This is a genomic window from Vibrio sp. ArtGut-C1, assembly GCF_002105475.1.
Taxonomy (GTDB): Bacteria; Pseudomonadota; Gammaproteobacteria; order Enterobacterales; family Vibrionaceae; genus Vibrio; species Vibrio diabolicus.
The window spans coordinates 1-21,902 of sequence record NZ_NCTH01000049.1; the positions used below are offsets into that span (position 1 = coordinate 1).

The 21,902-nt window shown below is 42.3% G+C and carries 16 protein-coding genes and 1 riboswitch; of the genes, 6 read left to right on the top strand and 10 right to left on the bottom strand.

The genetic code is table 11. The annotated features are described in order from the left end of the window. Nucleotides 1-27: 27 nt before the first annotated feature. The 6 genes from B7360_RS23200 to metA all read right to left on the bottom strand — a co-directional run bounded on the left by B7360_RS23200 (nt 28) and on the right by metA (nt 9,043). Nucleotides 28-504 carry a hypothetical protein gene (locus B7360_RS23200; RefSeq protein ID WP_005393443.1) on the bottom strand — a complete coding sequence of 159 codons (477 nt, stop codon included), beginning with the start codon at nt 502-504 and terminating at the stop codon, nt 28-30. A gap of 9 nt (nt 505-513) precedes the next feature. Next, a complete protein-coding gene (locus B7360_RS23205; RefSeq protein WP_164673243.1) occupies nt 514-3,681 on the bottom strand; it encodes a response regulator in 3,168 nt (1,055 codons plus the stop codon). A 158-nt stretch (nt 3,682-3,839) separates the two neighbouring features. Beyond that, complete coding sequence (locus tag B7360_RS23210) at nt 3,840-5,999, bottom strand: GGDEF domain-containing phosphodiesterase (RefSeq protein WP_085344753.1); 2,160 nt, start codon at nt 5,997-5,999, stop codon at nt 3,840-3,842. Continuing rightward, a complete protein-coding gene (locus B7360_RS23215) occupies nt 5,999-6,928 on the bottom strand; it encodes a phosphate/phosphite/phosphonate ABC transporter substrate-binding protein (RefSeq protein WP_085344754.1) in 930 nt (309 codons plus the stop codon). Before B7360_RS23215 ends, B7360_RS23210 begins: the two co-directional genes overlap by 1 nt. Nucleotides 6,929-7,197: 269 nt before the next feature. Beyond that, nucleotides 7,198-7,923, bottom strand: coding sequence for a type IV pilus biogenesis/stability protein PilW (pilW, locus tag B7360_RS23220; RefSeq protein ID WP_053807335.1), 726 nt, complete (start codon nt 7,921-7,923; stop codon nt 7,198-7,200). A 178-nt stretch (nt 7,924-8,101) separates the two neighbouring features. Then, nucleotides 8,102-9,043 carry a homoserine O-succinyltransferase gene (gene metA, locus B7360_RS23225; RefSeq protein ID WP_006741610.1) on the bottom strand — a complete coding sequence of 314 codons (942 nt, stop codon included), beginning with the start codon at nt 9,041-9,043 and terminating at the stop codon, nt 8,102-8,104. A gap of 340 nt (nt 9,044-9,383) precedes the next feature. Between metA and B7360_RS23230 the strand changes: the two genes are divergently transcribed. Next, complete coding sequence (locus B7360_RS23230) at nt 9,384-9,770, top strand: DUF6559 family protein (RefSeq protein ID WP_085344755.1); 387 nt, start codon at nt 9,384-9,386, stop codon at nt 9,768-9,770. A gap of 173 nt (nt 9,771-9,943) precedes the next feature. After that, entirely contained in the window at nt 9,944-10,279 is a 336-nt protein-coding gene (locus tag B7360_RS23235; protein ID WP_065646842.1) for a multidrug efflux SMR transporter, read from the top strand. Between the two features lie 74 nt (nt 10,280-10,353). Here the strand turns inward: B7360_RS23235 and B7360_RS23240 are convergent, their stop codons facing one another. Continuing rightward, nucleotides 10,354-11,781, bottom strand: coding sequence for an APC family permease (locus B7360_RS23240; RefSeq protein WP_085344756.1), 1,428 nt, complete (start codon nt 11,779-11,781; stop codon nt 10,354-10,356). A 696-nt stretch (nt 11,782-12,477) separates the two neighbouring features. Here B7360_RS23240 and B7360_RS23245 point away from each other — a divergent pair. Then, nucleotides 12,478-13,428, top strand: a complete 951-nt coding sequence (locus B7360_RS23245) for an LpxL/LpxP family Kdo(2)-lipid IV(A) lauroyl/palmitoleoyl acyltransferase (protein WP_041853039.1) — start codon at nt 12,478-12,480, stop codon at nt 13,426-13,428. Between the two features lie 70 nt (nt 13,429-13,498). Here B7360_RS23245 and B7360_RS23250 read toward each other — a convergent pair whose 3' ends face one another. Beyond that, nucleotides 13,499-14,971, bottom strand: a complete 1,473-nt coding sequence (locus B7360_RS23250; RefSeq protein ID WP_085344757.1) for a carboxypeptidase M32 — start codon at nt 14,969-14,971, stop codon at nt 13,499-13,501. Between the two features lie 223 nt (nt 14,972-15,194). Between B7360_RS23250 and B7360_RS23255 the strand changes: the two genes are divergently transcribed. Beyond that, entirely contained in the window at nt 15,195-15,830 is a 636-nt protein-coding gene (locus B7360_RS23255; RefSeq protein ID WP_005393419.1) for a LysE family translocator, read from the top strand. Further along, on the top strand, nt 15,830-16,396 hold the full coding sequence (locus B7360_RS23260) for a hypothetical protein (protein ID WP_005393418.1): 567 nt from the start codon (nt 15,830-15,832) through the stop codon (nt 16,394-16,396). Before B7360_RS23255 ends, B7360_RS23260 begins: the two co-directional genes overlap by 1 nt. Nucleotides 16,397-16,510: 114 nt before the next feature. Here B7360_RS23260 and B7360_RS23265 read toward each other — a convergent pair whose 3' ends face one another. Continuing rightward, on the bottom strand, nt 16,511-17,887 hold the full coding sequence (locus B7360_RS23265; protein ID WP_085344758.1) for a sodium:alanine symporter family protein: 1,377 nt from the start codon (nt 17,885-17,887) through the stop codon (nt 16,511-16,513). A gap of 122 nt (nt 17,888-18,009) precedes the next feature. Then, a riboswitch (glycine riboswitch) is annotated at nt 18,010-18,109 on the bottom strand. Nucleotides 18,110-19,131: 1,022 nt separating this feature from the next. Between B7360_RS23265 and B7360_RS23270 the strand changes: the two genes are divergently transcribed. Further along, on the top strand, nt 19,132-21,096 hold the full coding sequence (locus tag B7360_RS23270) for a hypothetical protein (RefSeq protein ID WP_085344759.1): 1,965 nt from the start codon (nt 19,132-19,134) through the stop codon (nt 21,094-21,096). A gap of 271 nt (nt 21,097-21,367) precedes the next feature. Here the strand turns inward: B7360_RS23270 and B7360_RS23275 are convergent, their stop codons facing one another. Continuing rightward, a complete protein-coding gene (locus B7360_RS23275; protein ID WP_085344760.1) occupies nt 21,368-21,793 on the bottom strand; it encodes a hypothetical protein in 426 nt (141 codons plus the stop codon). Nucleotides 21,794-21,902 lie beyond the last annotated feature (109 nt).

Sequence of the window (21,902 nt, forward strand, 5' to 3'; positions counted from 1 at the left end):
GATAACATGGTCAAATATTTTTTCATATTAATCCTCCGAGCTCACCACACACAAAATACGAGCATTTCCAGGCACGCTCGAAGCAGGGGCATAACCAATCCGATTGGGCTTTTCTTGCATCCACGTGATCAGCGCATCAATGCTAGAGTTTGCAATCACTTTGGGTGGCCTCGCTTTGCCTGAAAAAGACAAGCTCGCCCAGTGCGCGTTCATTTGCGCCAAGTTTTTATTGAGAAGGTAGCGATAGAACTCCGCTCTCTCCGCTGATGTCGCTGGCCAGTCAGATAGCTCAATTCTCTGCCCTTGTAAGAGTTGCGTTTTTCCTCTGTACAACTTTCGCGCTTTATTGATGGTTAGGGGCGAGAACTCACTATTAAACGAGAAAACGGCGTAGCTCTCTGCAGCAAGTACTTGACTATCTATGGGTAGAAGGAAAACAACAATGAATAGGTAGCGTTTTATGCAGCGCAAAAGAAAACAGAGGAGAGAAATGTCGCCGCTCATCATCGCTACCTATATCGCATTTTCAATCTGGTACAACAGCTTTTCTCTACGAACAGGCTTGGGTACATAAGCGTCCATGCCTGAATCGAAACAGCGTTGAATGTCATCATCCACAACACTTGCCGTTAGCGCGATGATGGGAGTCTTAGGAAGACCTTTACTTGCTTCATAGGCGCGTATTTGTCGTGAGGCTTCGAACCCATCCATGATCGGCATCATGCAGTCCATCAAAATTATGTCAAACCCACCATCTTTTTGGAACATTTCGACCGCAACCTGTCCGTTTTCGGCCACTTCAAATTGATAACCAGCTTTGGATAAAAGCAGCGAAGCGACTTTTTGATTTACTCTGTTATCTTCGACGAGCAAAATCCGTTCTGAGCGAATAGGCGTCACGGTCGCTTCTGATTGTTCAGCATGCGAGGTTTTTTCAGGAGTGTGAGTGGTGTTTGTTGCCAGTCGCTTTTCATCAGAAACAATATTGGAAATGCGTAGTCCAATGGCTTTATCTAATTTCTCTTTCAACAAACCCGCTTTAAAAGGTTTGGGCACATAATCATCCATTCCAACATCAAAACACTTTTGAATGTCATCATCGACTACACTTGCTGTTAGCGCGATAATTGGGATTCTGATCGTCCGTTTTTCTTTTGCTTCAATTTGACGGATCATTCTGGTTGCTTCAAACCCATCCATCACAGGCATCATGCAATCCATTAAGATTAAGCTGTATTGATTCTGTTGAAACATATCTACGGCTTCTTCTCCGTTTACGGCGATATCAAAGTCGAAGCCCGCTTTTGTGACGTGTAATCCAGCGATTTTTTGATTGACGGTGTTGTCGTCGACCACCAAGATTTTTGGGAAAATCTTAGCATTGGTTGTTGTCGTGTTCTCTTTGTTTACTTGAGGGAAGTTTGCAGCACAAGTTTCAAGTGCTTTTACTAAGCGCTGTCCTAAGAGGGGTTGAGTGACCAATGCACTAATGCTGTTACCAAAATCACGTTGGGCGCTATGAAGGTGTTTAATAAGACAAACTCGAACATTTTGCATGCAAAGTCTTTTCATTTCACCTAGATGTTTGGCTGCGGTATTTGGAGAAGTTTCTACGTTGATAACAATGATGCGCTCGTTATCAATCCACGTTGGCAGAGCATCCAGTGTATTTACTGATTGCTGAACATTGATGTGGAAAAAGCTCAACTCGTCACGCAGCTTTTGCTCCAAAGTAGGGTTGTTGCAAACTATCCATATATCGTTGTGATTAAGGGAGTGATAGCCATTGAACTCTTGAGTCACAATTGGAGCCGTAAGTTCGAAGAAAAATCGGCTACCTTTTCCTTTCTCGGATTCAAGCTGAATCTCACCGCCCATCAACTCTACCAGCTGCGTGCTAATTGCAAGCCCGAGCCCTGTCCCTCCAAACTGTCGGGTGGTGGAGTTATCTTCTTGGGCGAAAGGAGCAAATATCTTTTTTTGTTGCTGCTTATCAATACCGATCCCTGAGTCTTTGACTGAAAACTCGATGCTCGCTTCACCATTTTTGATTTCTCTAGTGATGACAGAGAGTTCAACGCAGCCTTGTTCGGTGAACTTTACGGCATTGGACATGAAGTTCATGATAATTTGGCGTATACGGTGATCATCCAACATAACGTGATAGGGCGTATTGCGGCTGATGCTGACTTGAACATCAATGCCTTTTTCTTTCGCTTTCGGGGAAATAATAGAAGCAATATCGTAGATGGATTCACGAACACAGGTTGAATGAGGGCTGATAAGCAACATACCAGATTCAATTTTAGAGAAGTCCAGAACGTCATTTATTAAGCTCAACAGTAATTGCGAGGAGGTTTCTATCGTGTCGACATAATCACGTTGTGTCGCCGTTAGCGGCGTGTCTGACAAAACTTCTGAAATGCCAATAACGCCGTTTAACGGGGTTCGAATCTCATGAGACATATTCGCCAGAAAGCTACTTTTGGCTTTGCTTGCCTCGATGGCATCATCTTTCGCCTTTTCAGCATCTTCTTTGGCTTGAGTTAACTTTTGTCTTGACTGCTCACGTTCGTAACTCAGTTTTTTTACCTCTTTAGCAAACTTACTGAGTTCATCTTTCCCTTTGGTCAACTCTGTCAGTGGTGAGTTTTCATTGTTGTCCTCTTCGTAAGTGTCTCGACTTAGGAATTCGAGGACTAAATTCAAGTTGCCAGTGACCTTGCGCACTAACCTCAGGGTTAAACTCACGACCAGCAATGTCACGAGGCTCATTAGCGCAATGAAGCCAATGCGGTGCTGTGTTGTTTCACTGATCGTCTTGGTTATATCCTCAACAAGTTGTCGTTCCATCTGGTCATCAACGTTACGTAATAAACTTAAGCGTTTATAAAGCGCAGACAACCCGTCATCTATTTGAGCGGGGGTCAACACGCTAAGGTTTGTTGGCTGCAACAAATTGGTTCGAAATGCTTGGCTTTTAACAAACACATTATCGGTAAAGGTTTCGATGAGGAGGTTGACTTGCTGCTTATTCGCATTAAGTGTGACAAAACGTTCGAACAGCAGTTGTTGGTTCTGGATTAATGATTGGATACTGGCTTGGATAGCTGGATCGTACATCTGCCCCTGTTCTGTGGATTCCACTAAGTATTTGCTGAGTCTATGTTCTTCTGTTGACCAAAACATTAACCACTCAAGCTGCATCAATGAGGAGAGGTGAGTGTTGGTTTCATAACTTACATGGCTGAAGTAGACTCTATCCAAACTCAAAAGAATCTCTTTGAATGTGTCGGCACGCCACTCAGCAGCATCTAACTTATCTTCTGTATTATTGGACGAGAGCATTGACAGTGTTGCTTCTTCGAAATTCGCGAGCTGATTTAATATATCGGCATTGTCACCAAAAACAGGTGAAGCTGTATCTTGTAAAGTTTGAACGAGTTGGCGGGTTTCTTGAGCGTTATTCGCGACCCTTGGATCGCTCGTCAAATAATACAGTGAGGAAACACGATCTATATATTGGGAGAAGAGTTGTGCTTTTTGAAGTTCTTGAGCTTGGATAGAGAGGTTTTGTACATGTTTACCTGCAAGAAGCAATAACAATAAGATTGGTAGTAGGACCAATCCAAAAAGTTTCTGCTTTACAGACAGGTTGTTCCAAGCAAATATCCCGACCACACGCGTTTCCATATCCAAAGAGTTGATATGAAAAGTGTAGTTTACCTATCTCAAATGTTAGATTTTAAGAGGAAATTCATACTGGCGAGATGGCGAAGTGTGACCAATATTGCAGAACGAATCCCCTTTAATTCAATGGACGCGATAAATTATTTCAGTTAAGCATAGTTGCTTGCGGTTGAGTCATCTATTGCTTGGCGTTGTTGCTCAAACTCTATGATTTCTTCTGCCGGCACTGGTCTACCCAAGAAAAAGCCTTGCACAACGTCGCAGTGAAGTGATTCCATCCTTGTTAGTTGGGTCTGGGTTTCTATGCCTTCAGCTACCACTCTCATTCTTAGGTTATGAGCCATGGATATAATCGCACGGACTAATGAATCATCTTGTTCATTTTTTTGGATTTGAGCGATAAATGAACGGTCAATTTTAAGTCCATCAAACGACATTTGTTGTAGGTAGGCGAGGGCTGAGTACCCAGTTCCAAAATCATCTAGCCACACTTCTACGCCGTTAGCTTGTAATTTTTTGAGCACGTACTGCGCTTTCTCAATATCATCAATAAACAGAGACTCTGTCACTTCAACATGAATGGTTTGAGGGGGGACTTGATATTGTTGTAAATATTTCGAAAAGAGCTGACTTAAATCTTGGCGGTAGATCTGCCTAGGAGACAAATTTAATGCGATATGAAAATCAGCAGCGAAATGATCCGCCCATTGTGCTCGCTGTCTAATTGCTGTCTCGATGAGGTATTCACCAAGCTCTAAAATTAAGTCACTTTGTTCTGCAATCGGGATAAATAATTCTGGGCTGATATAACCCTTCTCCGGATGATTCCACCTAACCAATGCTTCGACACCAATCAACTGGTAGGTGTTGAGGTCGAACTGGGGTTGATACCAAAGCTCGAACTGAGATAAATCACGTATTGAGCGGCGCAGTTCTTTTTCTATGTATAAGCGCTGTTTCACGGTCTCATCAAACGTGGAATCGTATATCGTCATGATATCTTTGCCGCGTCGTTTAGATTCTTGCGCCGCCAGTGAGGAGAGTTGTAAAAGAGACTCTGCGTTTGAGCCAAATTCCGGATACACCGCGACTCCAAGGCTTGCCGTAATTTGAATATCGTTCTCTTCCAAGTTAAAAGGAGAAAGCAGTTGGCGATGAATATCGTCCGCTTTTTCTCTAGCGTCGAGACTGTCTTTGCATGGAAAGACCAGCACAAATTCGTCAGCGCCGACTCGGCTTACGATGGTTGAAAGACGGTAAAGAGGCTGGAAGTAACTCGGTAAACGACCTTGAAGTTCTGAGGCGAGATGACCTAGCAATTTATCTCCGATGCTATGCCCGTAGTTATCGTTAATATGTTTAAAGTCATCCAGATCAATAAAAACAACCGCGAGTGAGGGTGATTTGCGGTTCGTTATTTGCTTTTGGATATCAATGAGCAACTTTTCTCGGTTAGGCAGGGAGGTAAGAATGTCGTGATACGCCATGAACTCTACCCGGCTTGTGTATCTGTTCACTTTGTTCGACATTTTGTTATACGCCGAAATAAGATCACCCACTTCATCTTTACTTTTTATATCAGTGATTGGCAGTGCTTGAGTATTTGACTCTGTAAATTGTTCTTTAAGTTGTTTGAGTGGTTTTATTAATGAGCGACCTAAAGCATACGCGATGGCACTTCCGAGCAGAACGGATATCGCACTGATCGTGAGCAGCAAGTTAAACATCTTTTGCTTATCGTTTGAGGTAAGCGCTTGTACTTGAGCAATGTTTTGTTCTTTCTCTTCTAATAGATGTGCTAGGTTGAGTTCAAGATACACCGCGCCCAGTGTGATATTCGATTGCTGAATCGGTGCCGCAATTTCTAATTGATGTTTAGAAAAAGAAATGAGAATTCTAGACTCTTCTATTGCTTTTAAAATAAAGCGAGAACGGTAATGAGGCTGGGCAAACATACTCAGCTGAGTCGTACCGTCGTGAAAGATTAGCCCTTCATTATCAACAACGTGTATCTTCGAGACATCTGGTTGGCTTAATGTTGCTTTAATCTGCTCGTATGCTTGGCTGATATTATCCGTATAGAGTGGGTCAAAAAGTTGCTTTGATAATAACTCTGCGTAAACCAATCCTTTTTGCTTGACGTAAGACTCTGTTTTTTCTTGTGAGTTCTCGGTGATTTGGCGGGTTAAGTTATTTGAGTACGTATCGTAACCATGCATATATAGTGCGAGGTTTATCACTACGACAAACAGGACAACAAAAATGGTCGAGCAAATGTATTTAGTTTCGAGTGAGAGTTTATGGAACATCAATCCACCTTCGGTAACAAGTGAATAGATGTTCGAACGGTATTTAAGGACGCGGACATTTCTGGCGTTAGAGCGGTGATCTTTTTCGTGTTTTGGAACTGTTTAAGTGCTAGGGCACCTTGCTGAGATGCCTCCATACCGAGCAATATTGACGTGATTTTATGTTGCTGATCTTGGCTTAAGGTCGGAGAGGCGAGAATTAAGTCTCTAGGTATTTCTACCGAGCGAGCGAAAATCGTTAGTTTGCCTTTCATGCTTTCTGGAAGATCTTTAGGGTTGCTCCAATTGAAATTGCTGAACGCTCCTGCTGCGACTCTCTGCTTATACACCCATACTGAAAGGTTGATTTCATTCGATTGAGCCAAGTGCTCGTCAAGGAATAAATATCCAATACTGTCTTTGGCTGGTTTGTCATCGGAGGAGGGGAGGTATTCTAATTTCTCCCCTTGATTAAGCAGTGTAATAGCGGGTAAGTAATAGCTGCTGGTGGATGTACGCTTTTCAAAAACAAGTGTTTTTCCGCGCAGGTCAGAAATCGACTCGATACCACTCTCTTTGTGGGTAAAGAATACCGTATGATATTTTTGTAAACCTTTTTTCCAGCGTATGGCAATGGCTTGGCTGCCAGACTCTGCCTCGAGGGTCATTGCATTGAAGGGGGTGGCTGTTGCAATTTGAACGGTGCCATTTTTTAGTGCCACCGCGAGCTGACGATAATTTTTAAATACTTTTACAGCACCCTTAGTGTATCCGTATTCAGCCAAACCATTGGTCACGTACTGCGTAAAAGGCGTCGACTTTTTGATTTTGCTTTGAGCTTTATTGGAAACAATGCCAAACGTGAATGTTTTTTCAATATTTTCTTGTGCACTGACGACAAAAGGCGAACTCAGCAAAGTGAGTGATAACAGAGTGCAGGCAGGTTTCATCCGGCTTCAACTTCCTTCTGGTGCATGTCAGTAATATTTAGCATTTATCAATGCGCCCCAAATCAATAGTAGAAACAGTATGATGTACAAATTTCGTTTTACTAGCGCACTTTTATAATGTGACTTGGTCACTTATTCCGTTCAAATAGTACCGAATTTGAAGTTTATGTACAGGATGAATGTTTCACCGTGGGTTTTAATTCACTGGATTCTTAGTCAAGTTCAGTAGTGTCTGTGAGCGAGTACACCTTCTTTATCATGATGTCGTGTTAAGAAAATCTCTCCAATTGCTTTTGATATTTTTTCTCGAGTGCTTCATTACCTGCTGCACGTTCAAGTTGAATCATGAGCTGTAAAGAGGGTTTCTTAACGCCATACATTTGATTAAATCTCATTAATCGAATTCTGGCTTCAGTGTAATTGCCGCTATCAATTTCTAGCTTGGCTAGCTGCAAAATAGATTTTGGCCTATGAGGGTCATGATCAATAGCTCGGGCGAAGTAGTATTTCGCTTTGTCTTTATCTTGTGACTTCAACGCGCAAAATGCGGCGTTTTCATAACTGGCCGGAATGAGATAGTAATAAGGCTGCTCAATGGCTCGATTAAACATTTGATCGGCTTTCTCGAAGTCACCCCGCTTGCAAAGAAAGGTGCCGTAGTTATTGAGCACGTTACCGTTTTTGGTGTGTTGGCGTAGAGACCGTTTATACATTTGCTCGGCTTTAGCATCTTCACCAACCGTTTCATAGTAGTGAGCCATCGATAACTGAGCACGATAGTATTGAGGTGCGTGGGTTAAGGCTTGTTGCAAGTTATCATGCGCTCGAATCATATTGCCGCCTTCTAAATAACCTAGGCCAAGTGCGATACGTGATTCTGCCATTGCTACAGGATCGGCTTTAACGACAGGACTACCATCTTCTTTCACCGTCACGCAGCCCACAAGTGCAAACTGAGAGATTAATAGTAGTGCACCGAGCTTTGTTGTTTTCATTCTTTGTCCCTACATCCCTGAATCTCCCAGCATGATATGAATTACGTAGCAAAAGCCTATGGAGGAAAAAACACTATGCGATCAGGTTTGCAAACTGGTATGAAAAAGCCGCCATATGGCGGCTTGGTTCACATATTACATTTAGGCATCATAAGCGCTTTGTTTGCGTGCTTTGAGGTTAATCGTCTTTAGTAAAAGCGTCTTCACTGAAGTGATCAAGATCATAAGGTGTTTGCTGGTAAACGCAGTAGTTCAGCCAGTTTAAAAAGAGGAGATGTCCATGACTTCTCCAACTGGCAATTGGTGGATTATCAGGATTGTTGTTTGGATAGTAGTTGACGGGAATGGCTGGTTCCATGCCTTCGCTTAAATCGCGGATATATTCGTTATGTAAGGTATGCGAATCGTATTCAGGATGCCCAGTAACAAACACATTTCTCTTGTCTTTTGTTGTCGCTAAGTAAACACCTGCAACATCCGATGTGGCTAGGATGTCTAAGTCGGTATGTTCTTCTAAAAAGTGAGGTGAAAAGTCGGCATAGCGTGAATGAGGCGCTAAAAATGTGTCATCAAACCCACGTAACATAGGATGGAATTGATGATGAATCTGGTGATGGTACACGCCTGAAAGTTTTTCTTTACGCGTTTTTTTAGGTAGATCGTAGAGCAACTTCAGCCCTGCTTGTGCTGCCCAGCAGACATAAAGAGTCGATGTCACATGATCTTTTGCCCATTCCATGATGGTTTTTAGGTGGTCCCAATAAATGACATCTTCAAATTGAACCAAACCTAGTGGGGCACCAGTAATGATCATGCCATCGAAATTTTTATCTCTCACCATTTCAAATTGACGATAAAAAGTATCCAAATGTTCGGTTGGCGTATTTTTGCTTGGGCGGTTATCAATGCGCAATAACTCGACATTGACTTGCAATGGGCTGTTTGAGAGTAGACGCAAAAACTGAGTTTCAGTTTCTATTTTTTTTGGCATCAGATTCAGGATCAGCACTCGTAAAGGACGTATTTCCTGACTCGCAGCACGCGTTTCACTCATTACGAAGATGTTCTCTGTCCTTAGCACATCGGTGGCTGGTAATTGATCTGGAATTCTAATTGGCACGACTTTCTCTCCCTAAGTATAGTCAATCTAGACGTCTATACTTCTAAAGCTAACTTAATTAAGTTTAGATGTCGATACGAAATATGACTTTTCAATCTACTCTTTACATTATGGTAAACCGAGCTCGAAGCTGTCACACAATTGTGACTAGAGCGGAGTTTCTGATGAGATATGTTTGAAACGCTGGTCGTACTATTTGCTGGTAATTATGTGATCACGTTAATATGCGAAAGTGACTTCGTTGTAAGGAAGTCTCAGATTAATGAGCCATACTAAAAACAATCAGCTCACCAATATGCATTAAAGTGTGTATTTGGAAACATCGTCAGTGGAGGACATTATGTTCGGTATTTTTAAAAGAAAGACAAAAATTCAGAGCATCGCTCAAGAGGTTCCTAGCGTACTATTGCGCTTGTTTGGCGATAAAGACACTTATACGCCGAAAGAAATTGATCAAGCCCTTCAAGAGCTTGGTTATGATAAGAGCAAGGATCTAAGTCATTATCAGTATGCCTATGGAATGTTTGCCAATGAAGCTTCTTACGAGCAGCTAGGGCTGACGGATGAGTTAGGTAATTATGGTCACTTTCAACGAGAAGTGGGCAAGATGCTGCTCAATACACCAGAGCCAATTGATATGCACATCTACTTTGAAATTGCTCGGCAGCACCAAAAAGCAGGCCTGTCGTTTACTCATCAAGAAGTGAGTGAAAGCGATGGCGTGTGAATGTCTCTATATTCAAGTGATCACGCTGTGAATCCTGCATTTTGAAGCTGCTTGAGCAAGAGGTATTCCATCGAGAGATGAGTTGGGTATAATGCGCGACCTAATTATCCGGACGTGTTGTCGGTTACATTTCTGTTGAGCGTTAATGCCTTATGTTCAAAATGCTTGTCTCTATGCCGCCAATGTTGGCGCTGTCGATCGCGATTGTATGTGAAGTGATTGCCACTTCCTATATTCCCAAAACAGAGCAATTTACGAAAATGATGCCGAGTACAGTCGTTCTGATTGGTTACGGCATTGCTTTCTTCTTGCTTTCCGTCACGGTAAAAACGATGCCTGTTGGGGTTGTTTACGCCATATGGAGTGGGGCGGGTATTGTTTTAGTTGCGACGGTTGGCTACTTTGTTTATGGACAGCGGCTAGATTTGCCGGCGCTTGTTGGCATTGGGTTTATCCTCACTGGTGTGATGATTGTTAACCTGTTATCCAAGACTGTAGGGCACGGATAACTAACACAACTAGTGATGCCAAATAAAAAGCCGTAGCGAGAAATTGCTGCGGCTTTTTAATGTCAATCCAATAGTTAACTTACTAGTACCTCAAGCATTTTGCTTTGTTGACGATGTTTTCGATTGCGATACATCACGGCGGCGAACGCTGGGAGGCTAAATGCGATAAATCCTAATATCAGTGCATATGCACCAGTTTTTGCGCTAATTCCTGCTGGCACGTCAAAAGATACAACAATCGTCACCAAGCAACTCATCAAGCCTAATCCTGCCACTAAGCACATTCCTATTTTTCCGCCCGCAACTCGAAATGGGCGCTCAATATCTGCGTGTTTGTAGCGTGAGACCAAAAAGCTAACAAAAATACAGATGTACATCACCATATAGAGCTGAGTCATCAGGATATTCAATAACCACATGCCTTGATTGACGTTAGGAACAAAAATGAAAACCAAAGAGAGCACGCTAACAATCGTGCCTTGCAAGAGCAACAATGAGACGGGGGCTTGGTTGCGGTTTTCTTTGGCGAGCGACATCGGCATGAAACTATCTTTTGCGGCAACATGCAGACTTTTAGTTGGGGCGATTATCCAGTTATTCAGGCTTGCAAGCGTGCCAAAAACAATAGCAAGGGCAATGACAGGAAGCAGGAATGAAAGGTGCAGATCATCAAAAAAAGCTTTGAAGGCAAGTATCACTCCTTCACTCAAACTAGAATGGTCACTTGAGACGACCGAAGAAATGGACAGTGAGCACGCCGTCAGAGAAACCAAGATTAAGATGGTGGAGATCAGCAGAGCTTTGGGATAGGCTTTTTGCGGATTTTCGACTTCGCTTGCATAAGAGGTCGTGATTTCAAGGCCTGTAAGTGACAGAACTACCGCAGTAAAACCCGCTCCGATCCCATCTTGAGAAAGGTCCGGTAACCAGTCAGATACGTGGCGAAGCGAGATATGAGACTCACCAGGATGGGTATACGCCCAGTACCCGCCTAATCCGATAATCAATAGAATCGGAAATATCAAACCTAGGGTGCCGAATACATTTGTAATCAGGGAAGAGAGGCGCAAGCCAAAGATATTAACTAAAGTTAACGCCCAAAAAATCACATTAATCATCACAAACATAAACATGTTGTTTTGCGCCAGATCTGGGAAAAAAGGGTAGGCCCCCGTTGCAACAATGAATGAAATTAAAGGTGGATAGTAAACAATATTTTCAGCGTATTGATACCACACGGTGGCAAAGCCAAAGTTTGGCCCTAGTGTTTCTTTGCCCCAAAGATATACACCACCTTGCTCTGGATAAGTGGTACTTAGCTCAGCACACACTAGCGCTGTAGGGACAAAAAAACAGAGTCCGGCAAGTAAGAAGAAAGAAATGGCATGGCTACCAAACAAAGCCGCCCCAGGAATGTTCCTTATGCTGTCGACCGAAGTTACGGTAATCATGATGATAGAGAAAACACTCAATTTAACGGCGGATTTAACGATATTGCTCATTCGATACCTTTAATGGATGAGCGCACAACTTCTAGGTTGTAAAAGTAGCGTGCTACAAGTAAGACTCGCGTATTGTAGATTCCTCATAAATAGTGGGTATATAGCGAAAAACGGTATGTATTTATCCGAAAATGAGCTGAAAACAACACGCTTTATTTTCATGGGATATAAACGAGTGATATGTCGGATAAATAAACACTTATAGCGATAAATTAGAACCTTTAGGTAAAGGTTTGACTTTCCCCTAAGGTCAAGGAGTACATTAACGCCATATCGAAATGAAACGATGGAGAAACACAATGGGATGCTGTAACCAAGCGCCAAAAGGTGGCACCGGAAAGTTGTCTTACTTATTCAGGGTAATGGTTATCATGTTTATTGTTATTTTCATGATAGCTGCATTATGGGGTTAAAAAAACACCATTATCTAGCGCATTGAAAACACAAAGTTATGTTTGTCCAAACTTTATGAAAGTGTGGTAGATTAATCACTCCAATCGATGTTAACGTGGTGATTCATCTTTGCTGCTTTTTCATCCCCCTACATATTTCTGCAAAGTTCTTATTGTGTAGTGTGTCGAAGAACCATAGAATCCGCGCGCTTTAATTTATGTTATTAGCGCTATCAATGATAAAAGTGCAGTCCATTATCATTGTTTTTATCACTTATAGATGGGCACATCTGACAATACTCACATGAATAAATACCAAAAGCCTGAATTCAAGGCTGAATTTCTTTTGCCTCGTTACTGGGGAACCTTAATTATCATCAGCGTGATGTACTTACTCAGTCTTCTTCCTTTCAAAGTTCAGTTAGCATTAGGACGTGGCATTGGCCGTTTAGCCATGCGAATCATGAAAAAACGTCAAGTTACGATTAGACGCAATCTTGAGCTTTGCTTTCCTCAGATGGAAGAATGCCAACGCGAAGCAATTTTAAAAGACAATATCGACAATACAGGTATTGCGCTATTTGAGACGGCGATGGCATGGTTTTGGTCTGATAAACGGGTAAACAAACACGTTACGATAAAAGGAATGGAGCACCTCGAGGCTTTAGAAAAATCAGGCAAAGGGGCATTAATGTTGGCCGTACACTCGATGAACTTAGAGTTAGGTGCTCGTGCTTTTGGCATTAAAAAGTCTGGCACTGGTGTTTATCGTCCAAACAACAATCCTTGTTTTGATTACTTTCAATACAAGGGGCGTTCTCGCTCTAATCGTACGCTTATTGACCGCAAGAACGTTAAAGCCATGCTTGAAGCGCTTAGAACGGGTGAGCGGGTTTGGTATGCACCGGATCATGATTATGGAAACCGACGCTCAACGTTTGCGCCATTATTTGCCGTTAAAAATGCTTGCACGACGACAGGTACAAGTCTGCTGGTTGATTCGACAGATTGTGCCATCGTGCCTTTTACGATGGTAAGAGGAAAAGACGGACACTATACCTTGACGATTAGTGCGCCAGTCGACGGTTTCCCGAAAGAAGATCCTCAAGGTGCGGCAGTTTTCGTGAATAAGATAGTTGAAACGTCAATCATGGCAAGTCCGAGCCAATATATGTGGCTTCACCGTCGGTTTAAAACCAGACCTGAAGGCGAGGATTGTTTGTACAAGCCCAGACTTATCCCTAGCTTGGCATAGCATAGAAAGAGCTTAAAAAAGCCCAAGGAACATACGAACCTTGGGCTTTTACGTTCTATTCTTTTTCTATTTACAAGTAGCGGCCTTTTAGGTGCACTTGGAAGTGCTTAGCATTTAGTGTTTCACCCGTTGCTTCTCTTACGAGATCATCTGTTGTTAATACGCTGCCTTTACTCCAGATGTTCTTCGACAGCCAATCGAATATCGGCGTCAGATCGCCAGAGCGAATAACCGCGTCCACATCTACCGTTTGCTTCATTGCGGCCATGAATTGGGCTGCGTACATCGCACCGAGAGTGTAGGATGGGAAATATCCAAAACTTCCATCCGTCCAGTGAATGTCCTGCATACAACCGTTTTTGAAATTCCCTTCCGTTGAGAGCCCCAAATACGCTTTCATTTTTTCGTTCCAGAGCTCTGGTACGTCTGTATGCTTGATGGCACCGTTAATAAGATCACGTTCAATCTCATATCGAAGAATAACGTGGGCAGGGTATGTTAATTCGTCCGCATCTACGCGAATAAAGCCTTTCTCTACGCGAGTGTAGATTTTGGCTAGATTGTCTTTTTCAAATTCATCCCCAGAAAAATGCTTGGAAGCCATGTGAGCAAGGTGGTCGATAAATGCGTTGTTTCGTCCTATTTGCATTTCAAAGAAGAGCGACTGTGACTCATGAATTCCCATAGAGCGGGCTTGACCAGCTGGTGTTCCTGCTAAATCTTTTGGTAGCCCTTGCTCGTATCTGGCATGGCCAGTTTCGTGGACGATCCCCATCAATGATTGGACAAACTCGCTTTCATCATAACGTGTTGTAATACGCACATCTGTTGGCACACCGCCACAAAATGGGTGGACACTTTCATCAAGCCGACCGTGTTCAAAATCGAATTGAAGTAGCTTCATGACTTCCAGTCCCAGCGCTTTTTGTTTTTCCGCAGGGTAGTGCGCAGTTGGCAATAAGATGTTGTCTGATTGCTGTTTTTCAAGCGCTTCGTCTATCAAGGAAGGTAGCCACGTTTTTACGTCAGCAAAAAGCGTGTCTAACGATGCAGACGTTGTGCCTGGTTCATAAATATCTAGCATGGCATCGTAAGGCGTTGTGCCGTTTGCTTCGGCTCTAATTTGCGCTTCTTCTTGCGATAGCTTGACGACTTCTGCCCAGTTCTTTTCAAAGCCAGACCAGTCATTTTCTCCGCGTTGCGTACGCCATGCATGTTCACATTTGGAGCCAGCAAGAGATTGAGCTTGAACTAATGATTCTGGTAGCAAGTTAGCTTGTTGCCATTCACGTTTCATTTCTCGTAGGATGGACTTTTCACTTGCAGATAGCGTCTCTTCTTCTGCCTGAGCGAAAAGCTCGCCCAAGTGTGGCTGAGTCATCAATGAGTGGATGTGTACATCAAGTTCTGCCATAGCATTGGAGCGCGCTTCAGCGCCACCAGATGGCATGACCGCTGCTTGGTCCCAACCTATGATGGCAGAGAGGTGCTCAAAGTTTGCCACTTTTTTGGAATGTTCAATGAGTTTTGTAAATGCTTTCATGTGACTACTCTTATTCTTTTGTTCTTTCCCTAAACACCCGATAACGGGTCCTTTACGTCGAGTTGCACGAAACAACCTGCGTTAATTTACTAATAATTAACAATTAATCGTCACTCATTGTCCATAAATTCACTCAGTTGTATAGCTCTCTTAAAAAAGAAGCTTGCGAATCTCGTGGATTGACGGTATTGATGACGGATTAACAATTAATTATCACGATAATATGGATATCTTGAATTTTGAGGCATTTATTATTGCCATCACTATTTTAACGCTAACGCCGGGTTTAGATACGGCCCTTGTTATCCGTAATACCAGTCGCGCGGGTTTAAAAGACGGATGTACAACCAGTTTAGGGATTTGCTTTGGCTTATTTGTGCATGCTTTCTTTTCAGCGGTTGGAATTTCGGCCATTCTGGCGCAATCTGCAGAGTTGTTCCAAATCGTAAAAATGATTGGTGCAGCTTATCTTATTTGGCTTGGTCTGAGCAGTTTAAAAGCCCTGATGTCGTCGAAGAATGGTTTGTCAGTGACTGAGCAGGTTCATGAAGTGTTTAATGGCAAACGCTCTTTTAGAGAGGGCTTTCTTTCTAACGTCTTGAACCCAAAAACGGCAGTTTTCTACTTGGCGTTCTTGCCACAGTTTGTGAATCCAGAAGGTTCTCCTTTGCTTCAATCAATGATGATGGCATCCGTGCACTTTATTATTGCGATGGTTTGGCAGTGTGGTTTGGCTGGTGCACTTAACTCAGCTAAGAGCCTGTTAAAGAATGCAAGCTTTATGAAGTGGATGGAAGGGGCGACGGGCGCTGTCTTAGTCGCACTTGGCGTAAAGTTATTGATTGAAAAGCCCGTGTAATGCGCAATATTTACCACCTTTTGATATTGCTCGTTGTGTTTATTACTGGCGTGGTTGGTGCCATTGTTTGGCAGACATGGCCACAGGTACAGTTTGCGCAACGTGGCATGACCTGGTCTTGGCACTGGGGCTATTTCGAGCCATTTTCCAATGGAATACAACAGACGCGAACTCAAGATACGAAACAGCTGTTACTTCGACGTGTGTATATGAATGACGGTATTGTCGTTTTTGTCTCGACAACAATGGACAATAAATTTGAAGTTGATGTTGTAAAAGAGCAAAGCTGCGAACCTAAAACGACAACTTGGGCTTCAGTATCCGTCAACCATCAACGCATGAGACATGTGCCGATGGTTTGTGATGCACTGGGGCAGAGCTACTTTTATCGCTACATCGGGAAGCATCTTGAATCGATTGAAGTTGGGGTTGGAGATTCGTTCGTAACAGAGGCGTTTTCAGACTGGCCGCTATCAGAGCTGAAGTCGGATCAATTCAAGCAAAAAAATGCGAAGTTTTTTCAAGAACGTGGAGAAAAGGTTGAGCATCAATGGTTGAGAGATTAACCGCTTAACTTAAGATAAAATAAAGCCCGCTGAATACCAGCGGGCTTTATGTTTTTACCATTTCCAATTTACTTTCAGCGATTGACGGTTCATTACTGAACACTTGTCATGTCACTAAGCTTTTACTGCTTCAATTTCATCAGATTGCGATGCTGAGCTAAAGAACAGCTTGGTTTCTGCCAGCACGACGTGACGCAGTGCGATCAAACCGATTAGGTTAGGAATCGCCATCAGACCATTTACGATATCGGCGAGTAGCCAAATCATGTCTAGATGGAGGAACGCGCCTGATGCCACCAAAGCAACGAAAATCAGCTTATAAGGAAGCACCGCTTTTGTACCAAAGAGGAACACAACGCAACGCTCACCGTAGTAGTTCCATCCAAGAATGGTTGTGAATGCAAAAAACATCAAACCAATTGACACCAGCATTGGGCCAAATGTATCCGCATTCAAACCTACCGCAAAGGCATGAGTCGTCATTGCTGCACCAGAAAAGTCGCTTTGCCATGCGCCAGTAAGGATCAAGGCTAGGCCCGTCATGGTACAAATAATGATGGTATCAAAGAAGGTACCTGTCATTGAAATCAGGCCTTGTTTCACACAAGAGTCTGTTTTCGCTGCCGCTGCTGCCATAGGCGCGCTACCCAAACCAGATTCGTTTGAGAATACGCCACGAGCGATACCTGATTGGATTGCCAGCATGATACTTGCACCTAAGAAACCGCTGGTCGCTGCTGTTGATGTAAATGCTGAGACCAACACTAATTCAACGGCGTTGACTAATTGGTCTGCATTCATGATGATCACGCTTAGACACGCCAACACATAAAATACAGCCATGGTAGGAACCACTTTTCCTGCAACGTTAGCAATGGATTTGATACCACCCAAAGTCACGAAAGCAACCAAAAGAGTCAGTACAAAGGCAGAGAGCTCACGGTCAACACCGAGAGATATCTCACTTGCATCCAGAATCGCGTTTACTTGTGGAAACGTACCAATACCAAAACAAGCAACACCCAAAGCAAACACTGCAAACATGATCGCGAGGGCTTTTGAGCCAACACCGTATTGCAGATAGTACATCGGGCCACCAATCATTTGGCCTTTATCATCGACTCTTCGGTATTTAACCGCTAACAAACATTCGGCGTATTTAGTCGCCATTCCGAAAAGGGCGGCGAGCCACATCCAGAATAGGGCACCTGGTCCACCAAGTTTGATCGCGGTGGCAACACCAACAATGTTACCAGTACCAATCGTTGCAGAGAGCGCAGTACAAAGTGCTGCAAAGCTAGAAACGTCACCTTGTTTATCAGATGACTTATCTTTACTGAATACCATCGCTAGCGCTGTTGGGAGATGTTTAAACTGGATCAAGCCGAGGTTAAAAGTGAAGTAAACACCGGTACCCACTAGCAAAATAAGCAGTGGTGGACCCCAGACAAAATTATCGATGGTTTGTAGTAAAGATTGTAGGTCGTTCATGATTTCCCCTTAATAAAACAACTAATAAGGAGAAGAGGGAAAGGACGAGATCAACGATCTCTAAAAGAACTAAGCTATTGGTTGTAGGCGGGAAGGCCAAGCAAAATAGTTAGGTTGTAACTTTCCACTCCTCTGTCCTTTTGCCTGAGAGTTTCACCTTGCGTGAGTGCAAGACTTGCTCCTTCGGCGACCGATTTAACGGTTCTCTCCAGAGGTTCCTCCAACTACAGTCCCCGCTACCTAGGTAGCACCTGAAATAGTTAATTCTTCGGCGAGTTATGCTAATCAAATGTTAAAATTTGATTAATAACCACTCTCCTGCAGTCTTCTTCGGAACAATTACCTTTGATTTATATAAAGTTTCTTAGATGTTACTAAAATGTTATATAATTCTCGGATAATCAGATAGTTAGCCTTTAGCTAACAGCGCGTAATTTACCAATTATGATATATAGGTCAAGTGTTTTTTCACAGTATTTATCCCTATGTACCCCAAAATGTACTCCAATCTGTACCTCAGTTGCTTGCGTTAAAAGCATAAAAAGCCTCACCGAATAGGTGGGGCAATATCATAATTTTTAGTTCACACTAGGGCTAAGATTTTGGTAGAAACTAACCATAGGGGCATTCTCCAAAGAACAAAGAAAATTTGCACTATAGGCTATCCAAACAGATAGAAGCCGGGCATGACAGTGTGCTGGTGTCCAAGGTTTCGGGTCACCGAGATCATCGGGTACTGAGTAGGTACGTGAAGTTGGATGCTGAAGCTTTAGCAGTAAGGCTTTTTGACTAGGGTGGCAGCAACATCGGGAAAGTTTCTGAGTTCAAAAATCAGATAAATTTCTGATGCCAATATATTGATGTGGGGGAGGGGGTATAGCGTTTTGGTCCACCCCGCCTACAGTGTATTACATCATGAATGGTGCTCAAAATATCTAAAGTTCGTTTAGGAGGATAATGAATTGCTCAGAGAGTTAAGACATTTACTCTTCAAACCGATTTAAACAGTTATTCGTTTCGACTAATATGTATTCTTGTTTTTGATATTACCCATTTCAGACAGGTAGTTTCATTATGAAGAGTATCATAACGTAGACTAGACTATTTTTACCTGACTATAAGCAGTAGTAAGATCAATATAGTAGATGCCAACTTATTATCGACCGAATAAAAGTCAGTCGGAGTATACCAGTCGGCGTATTTATGCTCTTTGCAGGGGAGCAATACTACAGGTGGGTAGATATATGAACGCAAATACAATACTCCCAGTCCAATTTGTTATAATATCACTTCTGACAATGTTAGTTTTAACCGGTTGCTCTGGAAAGTATGAAGAGGAACTCGCTAAGTTGGTGGAAACTTATAATAAAATCAAAGAAGTCAAAAATGTTGATGAACTTACAAGCGCATCACTCATAAAGAATTATGAGAACATTAAACATATGGAACAAGCCAATGTCTGGTTGAAGCATGATACCAGCCATCTTAAATTAGCGATAGAACAAGCTCTAGAAAAGGAAAAAAATGACAAAGGATCCCCACTTAGATCTGTTTCATTGAAATCCATGAATCTGCAACAGCAGGCAATTATTGTTAGCCTACGATTGGAGGATTTTTACGATAGTAATGTGATGTTAAAACTCACGGGCAGTCTGGACCTTTACTTTATACCTATGATAAATAATGGGAATATTGTTTTTAATATTGTTGCTTCTGATTTGTCTCTTAAAAGACTGGGTATCAAAGATAAGGACTTTTCTACGGAAAAAACACCGTTAACGGTTGGATTGATTGATGAAACCATTAACGCACTGTTGCCTCATATTAGCAATCTGATTCCAGAGATTGAGATATTCGACAAACAATTCCGATTGGCTGACATTAATCCTGTTGATTTATTTAAAGGTGTAAAATGTATGGCTCCCTCAGGCAATCCGAGACAGGTCGTTGCTAAGGTATTACAAAGTGCCGTAATTGTAAGCTCATCAGGTATAGAAATTGTAGCCTTTGCCGCATCAAAGTTGATACAGCCTAAAAACCTTCAATTTGAATTAAATGCTCAATCTAGAGCACACCCAAAGGTAACAACAGATATGATTGCCGAAGAGGTCGCAAACTTAAAGTTACGCTCTTTTAATGTCAATAATACTAGGGTGCAAGAGGCATTCAAACAACCTAATTATGCCATTGTTGGAGATGTTTTAATCGCATATGCCTTTAACCTGCTTGGTAAAAGCCTTGATTATACTGTTGAAGGTACTCCGTGTATTGAGCCAATAAAAATCGATACGAAAATGGAGGCTTCCAAGGTGAATGAAAATTGTAAGGCTATAACTACTTGTCGTCATGCTAATAGTGAAATGTTAAAGTGCGATGATGCACAAAACTGCTTGAAGCTACTTAGGTGCCGATCATGTAAATCTCACGATATCTTTTGCCACATAGAAAAATATGCATGTGAGGCAGCTAAGCCTGCAGCGGCCGTCGCTTGTTTTCAGATAAAAGGGGTGAAAAAAGCTGCATGCGAAGTAATAAAAGACACTGCAAACAAAGCTTGCGCACTTGTAAATCCAAAAGAGTTACTCGAGTATCCGATTGATTGTGGAATAGGTGCTGTACTTGGTGCAGATAATATGGGAAGTCTAACAGGAACACTTGCTGTTGAACCGAGTGAGTCAAAGTTAACTATAGCGGGAGTTTCAACAGAACCAAACTTAGCAAATATTAAAGTTTACATTCAGGCTAATTTAAATACCCATTTAGACGGAAATATAAAGTTAACTCCACATGGGGTACTAGGTACTTTGCTCACTTGCCAACTCCCAACAGCCTTAAAAATAAAATATGATACGGTATTTGATGGCAATGTTGTGTTGAATGCGTCCAAAACAAATGTAGAAATTAATCATGACAAGGTCACCACACACTATTACAAACTAAACAAAGCTAAACTTGAAGTAAAACTTGATAAATCCTTACTTGAAGGAATTTTACTGCGAAATCCACACTTTATAGCGGTTTGCCCTAGCGCTACACTAATAGGTCTGCTCGATTCTGCGTTTGGAGGGAAGAGTGGCAAGAATACGATGGAACTTGATATTGATGAAATGACATTTAGTGTCAAAGTACAACCAATTATCTGGAAATTCCGAGATATAGAGTATCGAGTGCCTGTAGTAATTGGTAATATGACACAAGAACAAAATTAGCACTCAACTAACAAACTTAATTTCGGATTGCGCTGCTTAGCAATCGGCAGCTGTGCGTTAACCCCAGATGACTTCGCATAAACTTTGTTTGAGGTTCTCAGGTGAATTGAACTAATTTAGATAGGCATAGATCTGTTGTAAACCTACCCTTAAGTAGGGGCATACTATTTTGCGGTTTTCAAACATCAAAAACGTAATTATGCATTCAACTAGTTAAGGGTAGGTTGACAGATTTATTAAAGCTTTTAATGCGATAAGTTAGATGGATAGGTCAACAGTCACCGCAATTCCCCAGCATGCAAGCAATCGTTGCTGCACTTGCCCCACCTACGATCGCTGCCATTATTGGCTGTGAGATCGTTACACCAGCTACTACTGTACCGATAATCAGAGTCCCGCCAGAAGCTACCCAAGCTGCTAATATTGCAGCACCAATTGCAATCCACAAGAGAATACAGGCATCCCTACTTACATTCATTGGAGCTATGTTACCTTGCTGATTCTCGATAGAGTTCTTTACTTTGGAAACAATGTCCTCGACGCTGATCTCACCTTTTAGATACCTTGGTTCCAAAGTATCGAGAGTACTCTTTAAATCTTCAAGCCTTTTTGCGCTGATACTTGGTGAATTTTTTCCTGAATTAAATCCTTCAAACAGAGAGCTACGGTAGGCTTGAAAAAATGTTTTTTTATCCATAACATTACCTTTCAACTGAGCTATTGTCAAATGTGGTGTATGGAGATCATGCAGTAGCCTGTTGATGAGTCTCCATTTCTTTCACTCCATCGATGAAGCGAACATCTTT

Excerpts from the sequence above, each read along its gene's own strand:
- B7360_RS23250 (WP_085344757.1), bottom strand. The coding sequence starts at position 14,971 with ATGAAAGCATTTACAAAACTCATTGAACATTCCAAAAAAGTGGCAAAC.
- B7360_RS23200 (WP_005393443.1), bottom strand. The coding sequence starts at position 504 with ATGAGCGGCGACATTTCTCTCCTCTGTTTTCTTTTGCGCTGCATAAAA.
- pilW (WP_053807335.1), bottom strand. The coding sequence starts at position 7,923 with ATGAAAACAACAAAGCTCGGTGCACTACTATTAATCTCTCAGTTTGCA.
- B7360_RS23235 (WP_065646842.1), top strand. The coding sequence starts at position 9,944 with ATGCCGCCAATGTTGGCGCTGTCGATCGCGATTGTATGTGAAGTGATT.
- B7360_RS23230 (WP_085344755.1), top strand. The coding sequence starts at position 9,384 with ATGTTCGGTATTTTTAAAAGAAAGACAAAAATTCAGAGCATCGCTCAA.
- B7360_RS23245 (WP_041853039.1), top strand. The coding sequence starts at position 12,478 with ATGAATAAATACCAAAAGCCTGAATTCAAGGCTGAATTTCTTTTGCCT.
- B7360_RS23265 (WP_085344758.1), bottom strand. The coding sequence starts at position 17,887 with ATGAACGACCTACAATCTTTACTACAAACCATCGATAATTTTGTCTGG.
- B7360_RS23210 (WP_085344753.1), bottom strand. The coding sequence starts at position 5,999 with ATGTTCCATAAACTCTCACTCGAAACTAAATACATTTGCTCGACCATT.
- B7360_RS23255 (WP_005393419.1), top strand. The coding sequence starts at position 15,195 with ATGGATATCTTGAATTTTGAGGCATTTATTATTGCCATCACTATTTTA.
- B7360_RS23275 (WP_085344760.1), bottom strand. The coding sequence starts at position 21,793 with ATGGATAAAAAAACATTTTTTCAAGCCTACCGTAGCTCTCTGTTTGAA.
- B7360_RS23215 (WP_085344754.1), bottom strand. The coding sequence starts at position 6,928 with ATGAAACCTGCCTGCACTCTGTTATCACTCACTTTGCTGAGTTCGCCT.
- B7360_RS23270 (WP_085344759.1), top strand. The coding sequence starts at position 19,132 with ATGAACGCAAATACAATACTCCCAGTCCAATTTGTTATAATATCACTT.
- B7360_RS23260 (WP_005393418.1), top strand. The coding sequence starts at position 15,830 with ATGCGCAATATTTACCACCTTTTGATATTGCTCGTTGTGTTTATTACT.
- B7360_RS23240 (WP_085344756.1), bottom strand. The coding sequence starts at position 11,781 with ATGAGCAATATCGTTAAATCCGCCGTTAAATTGAGTGTTTTCTCTATC.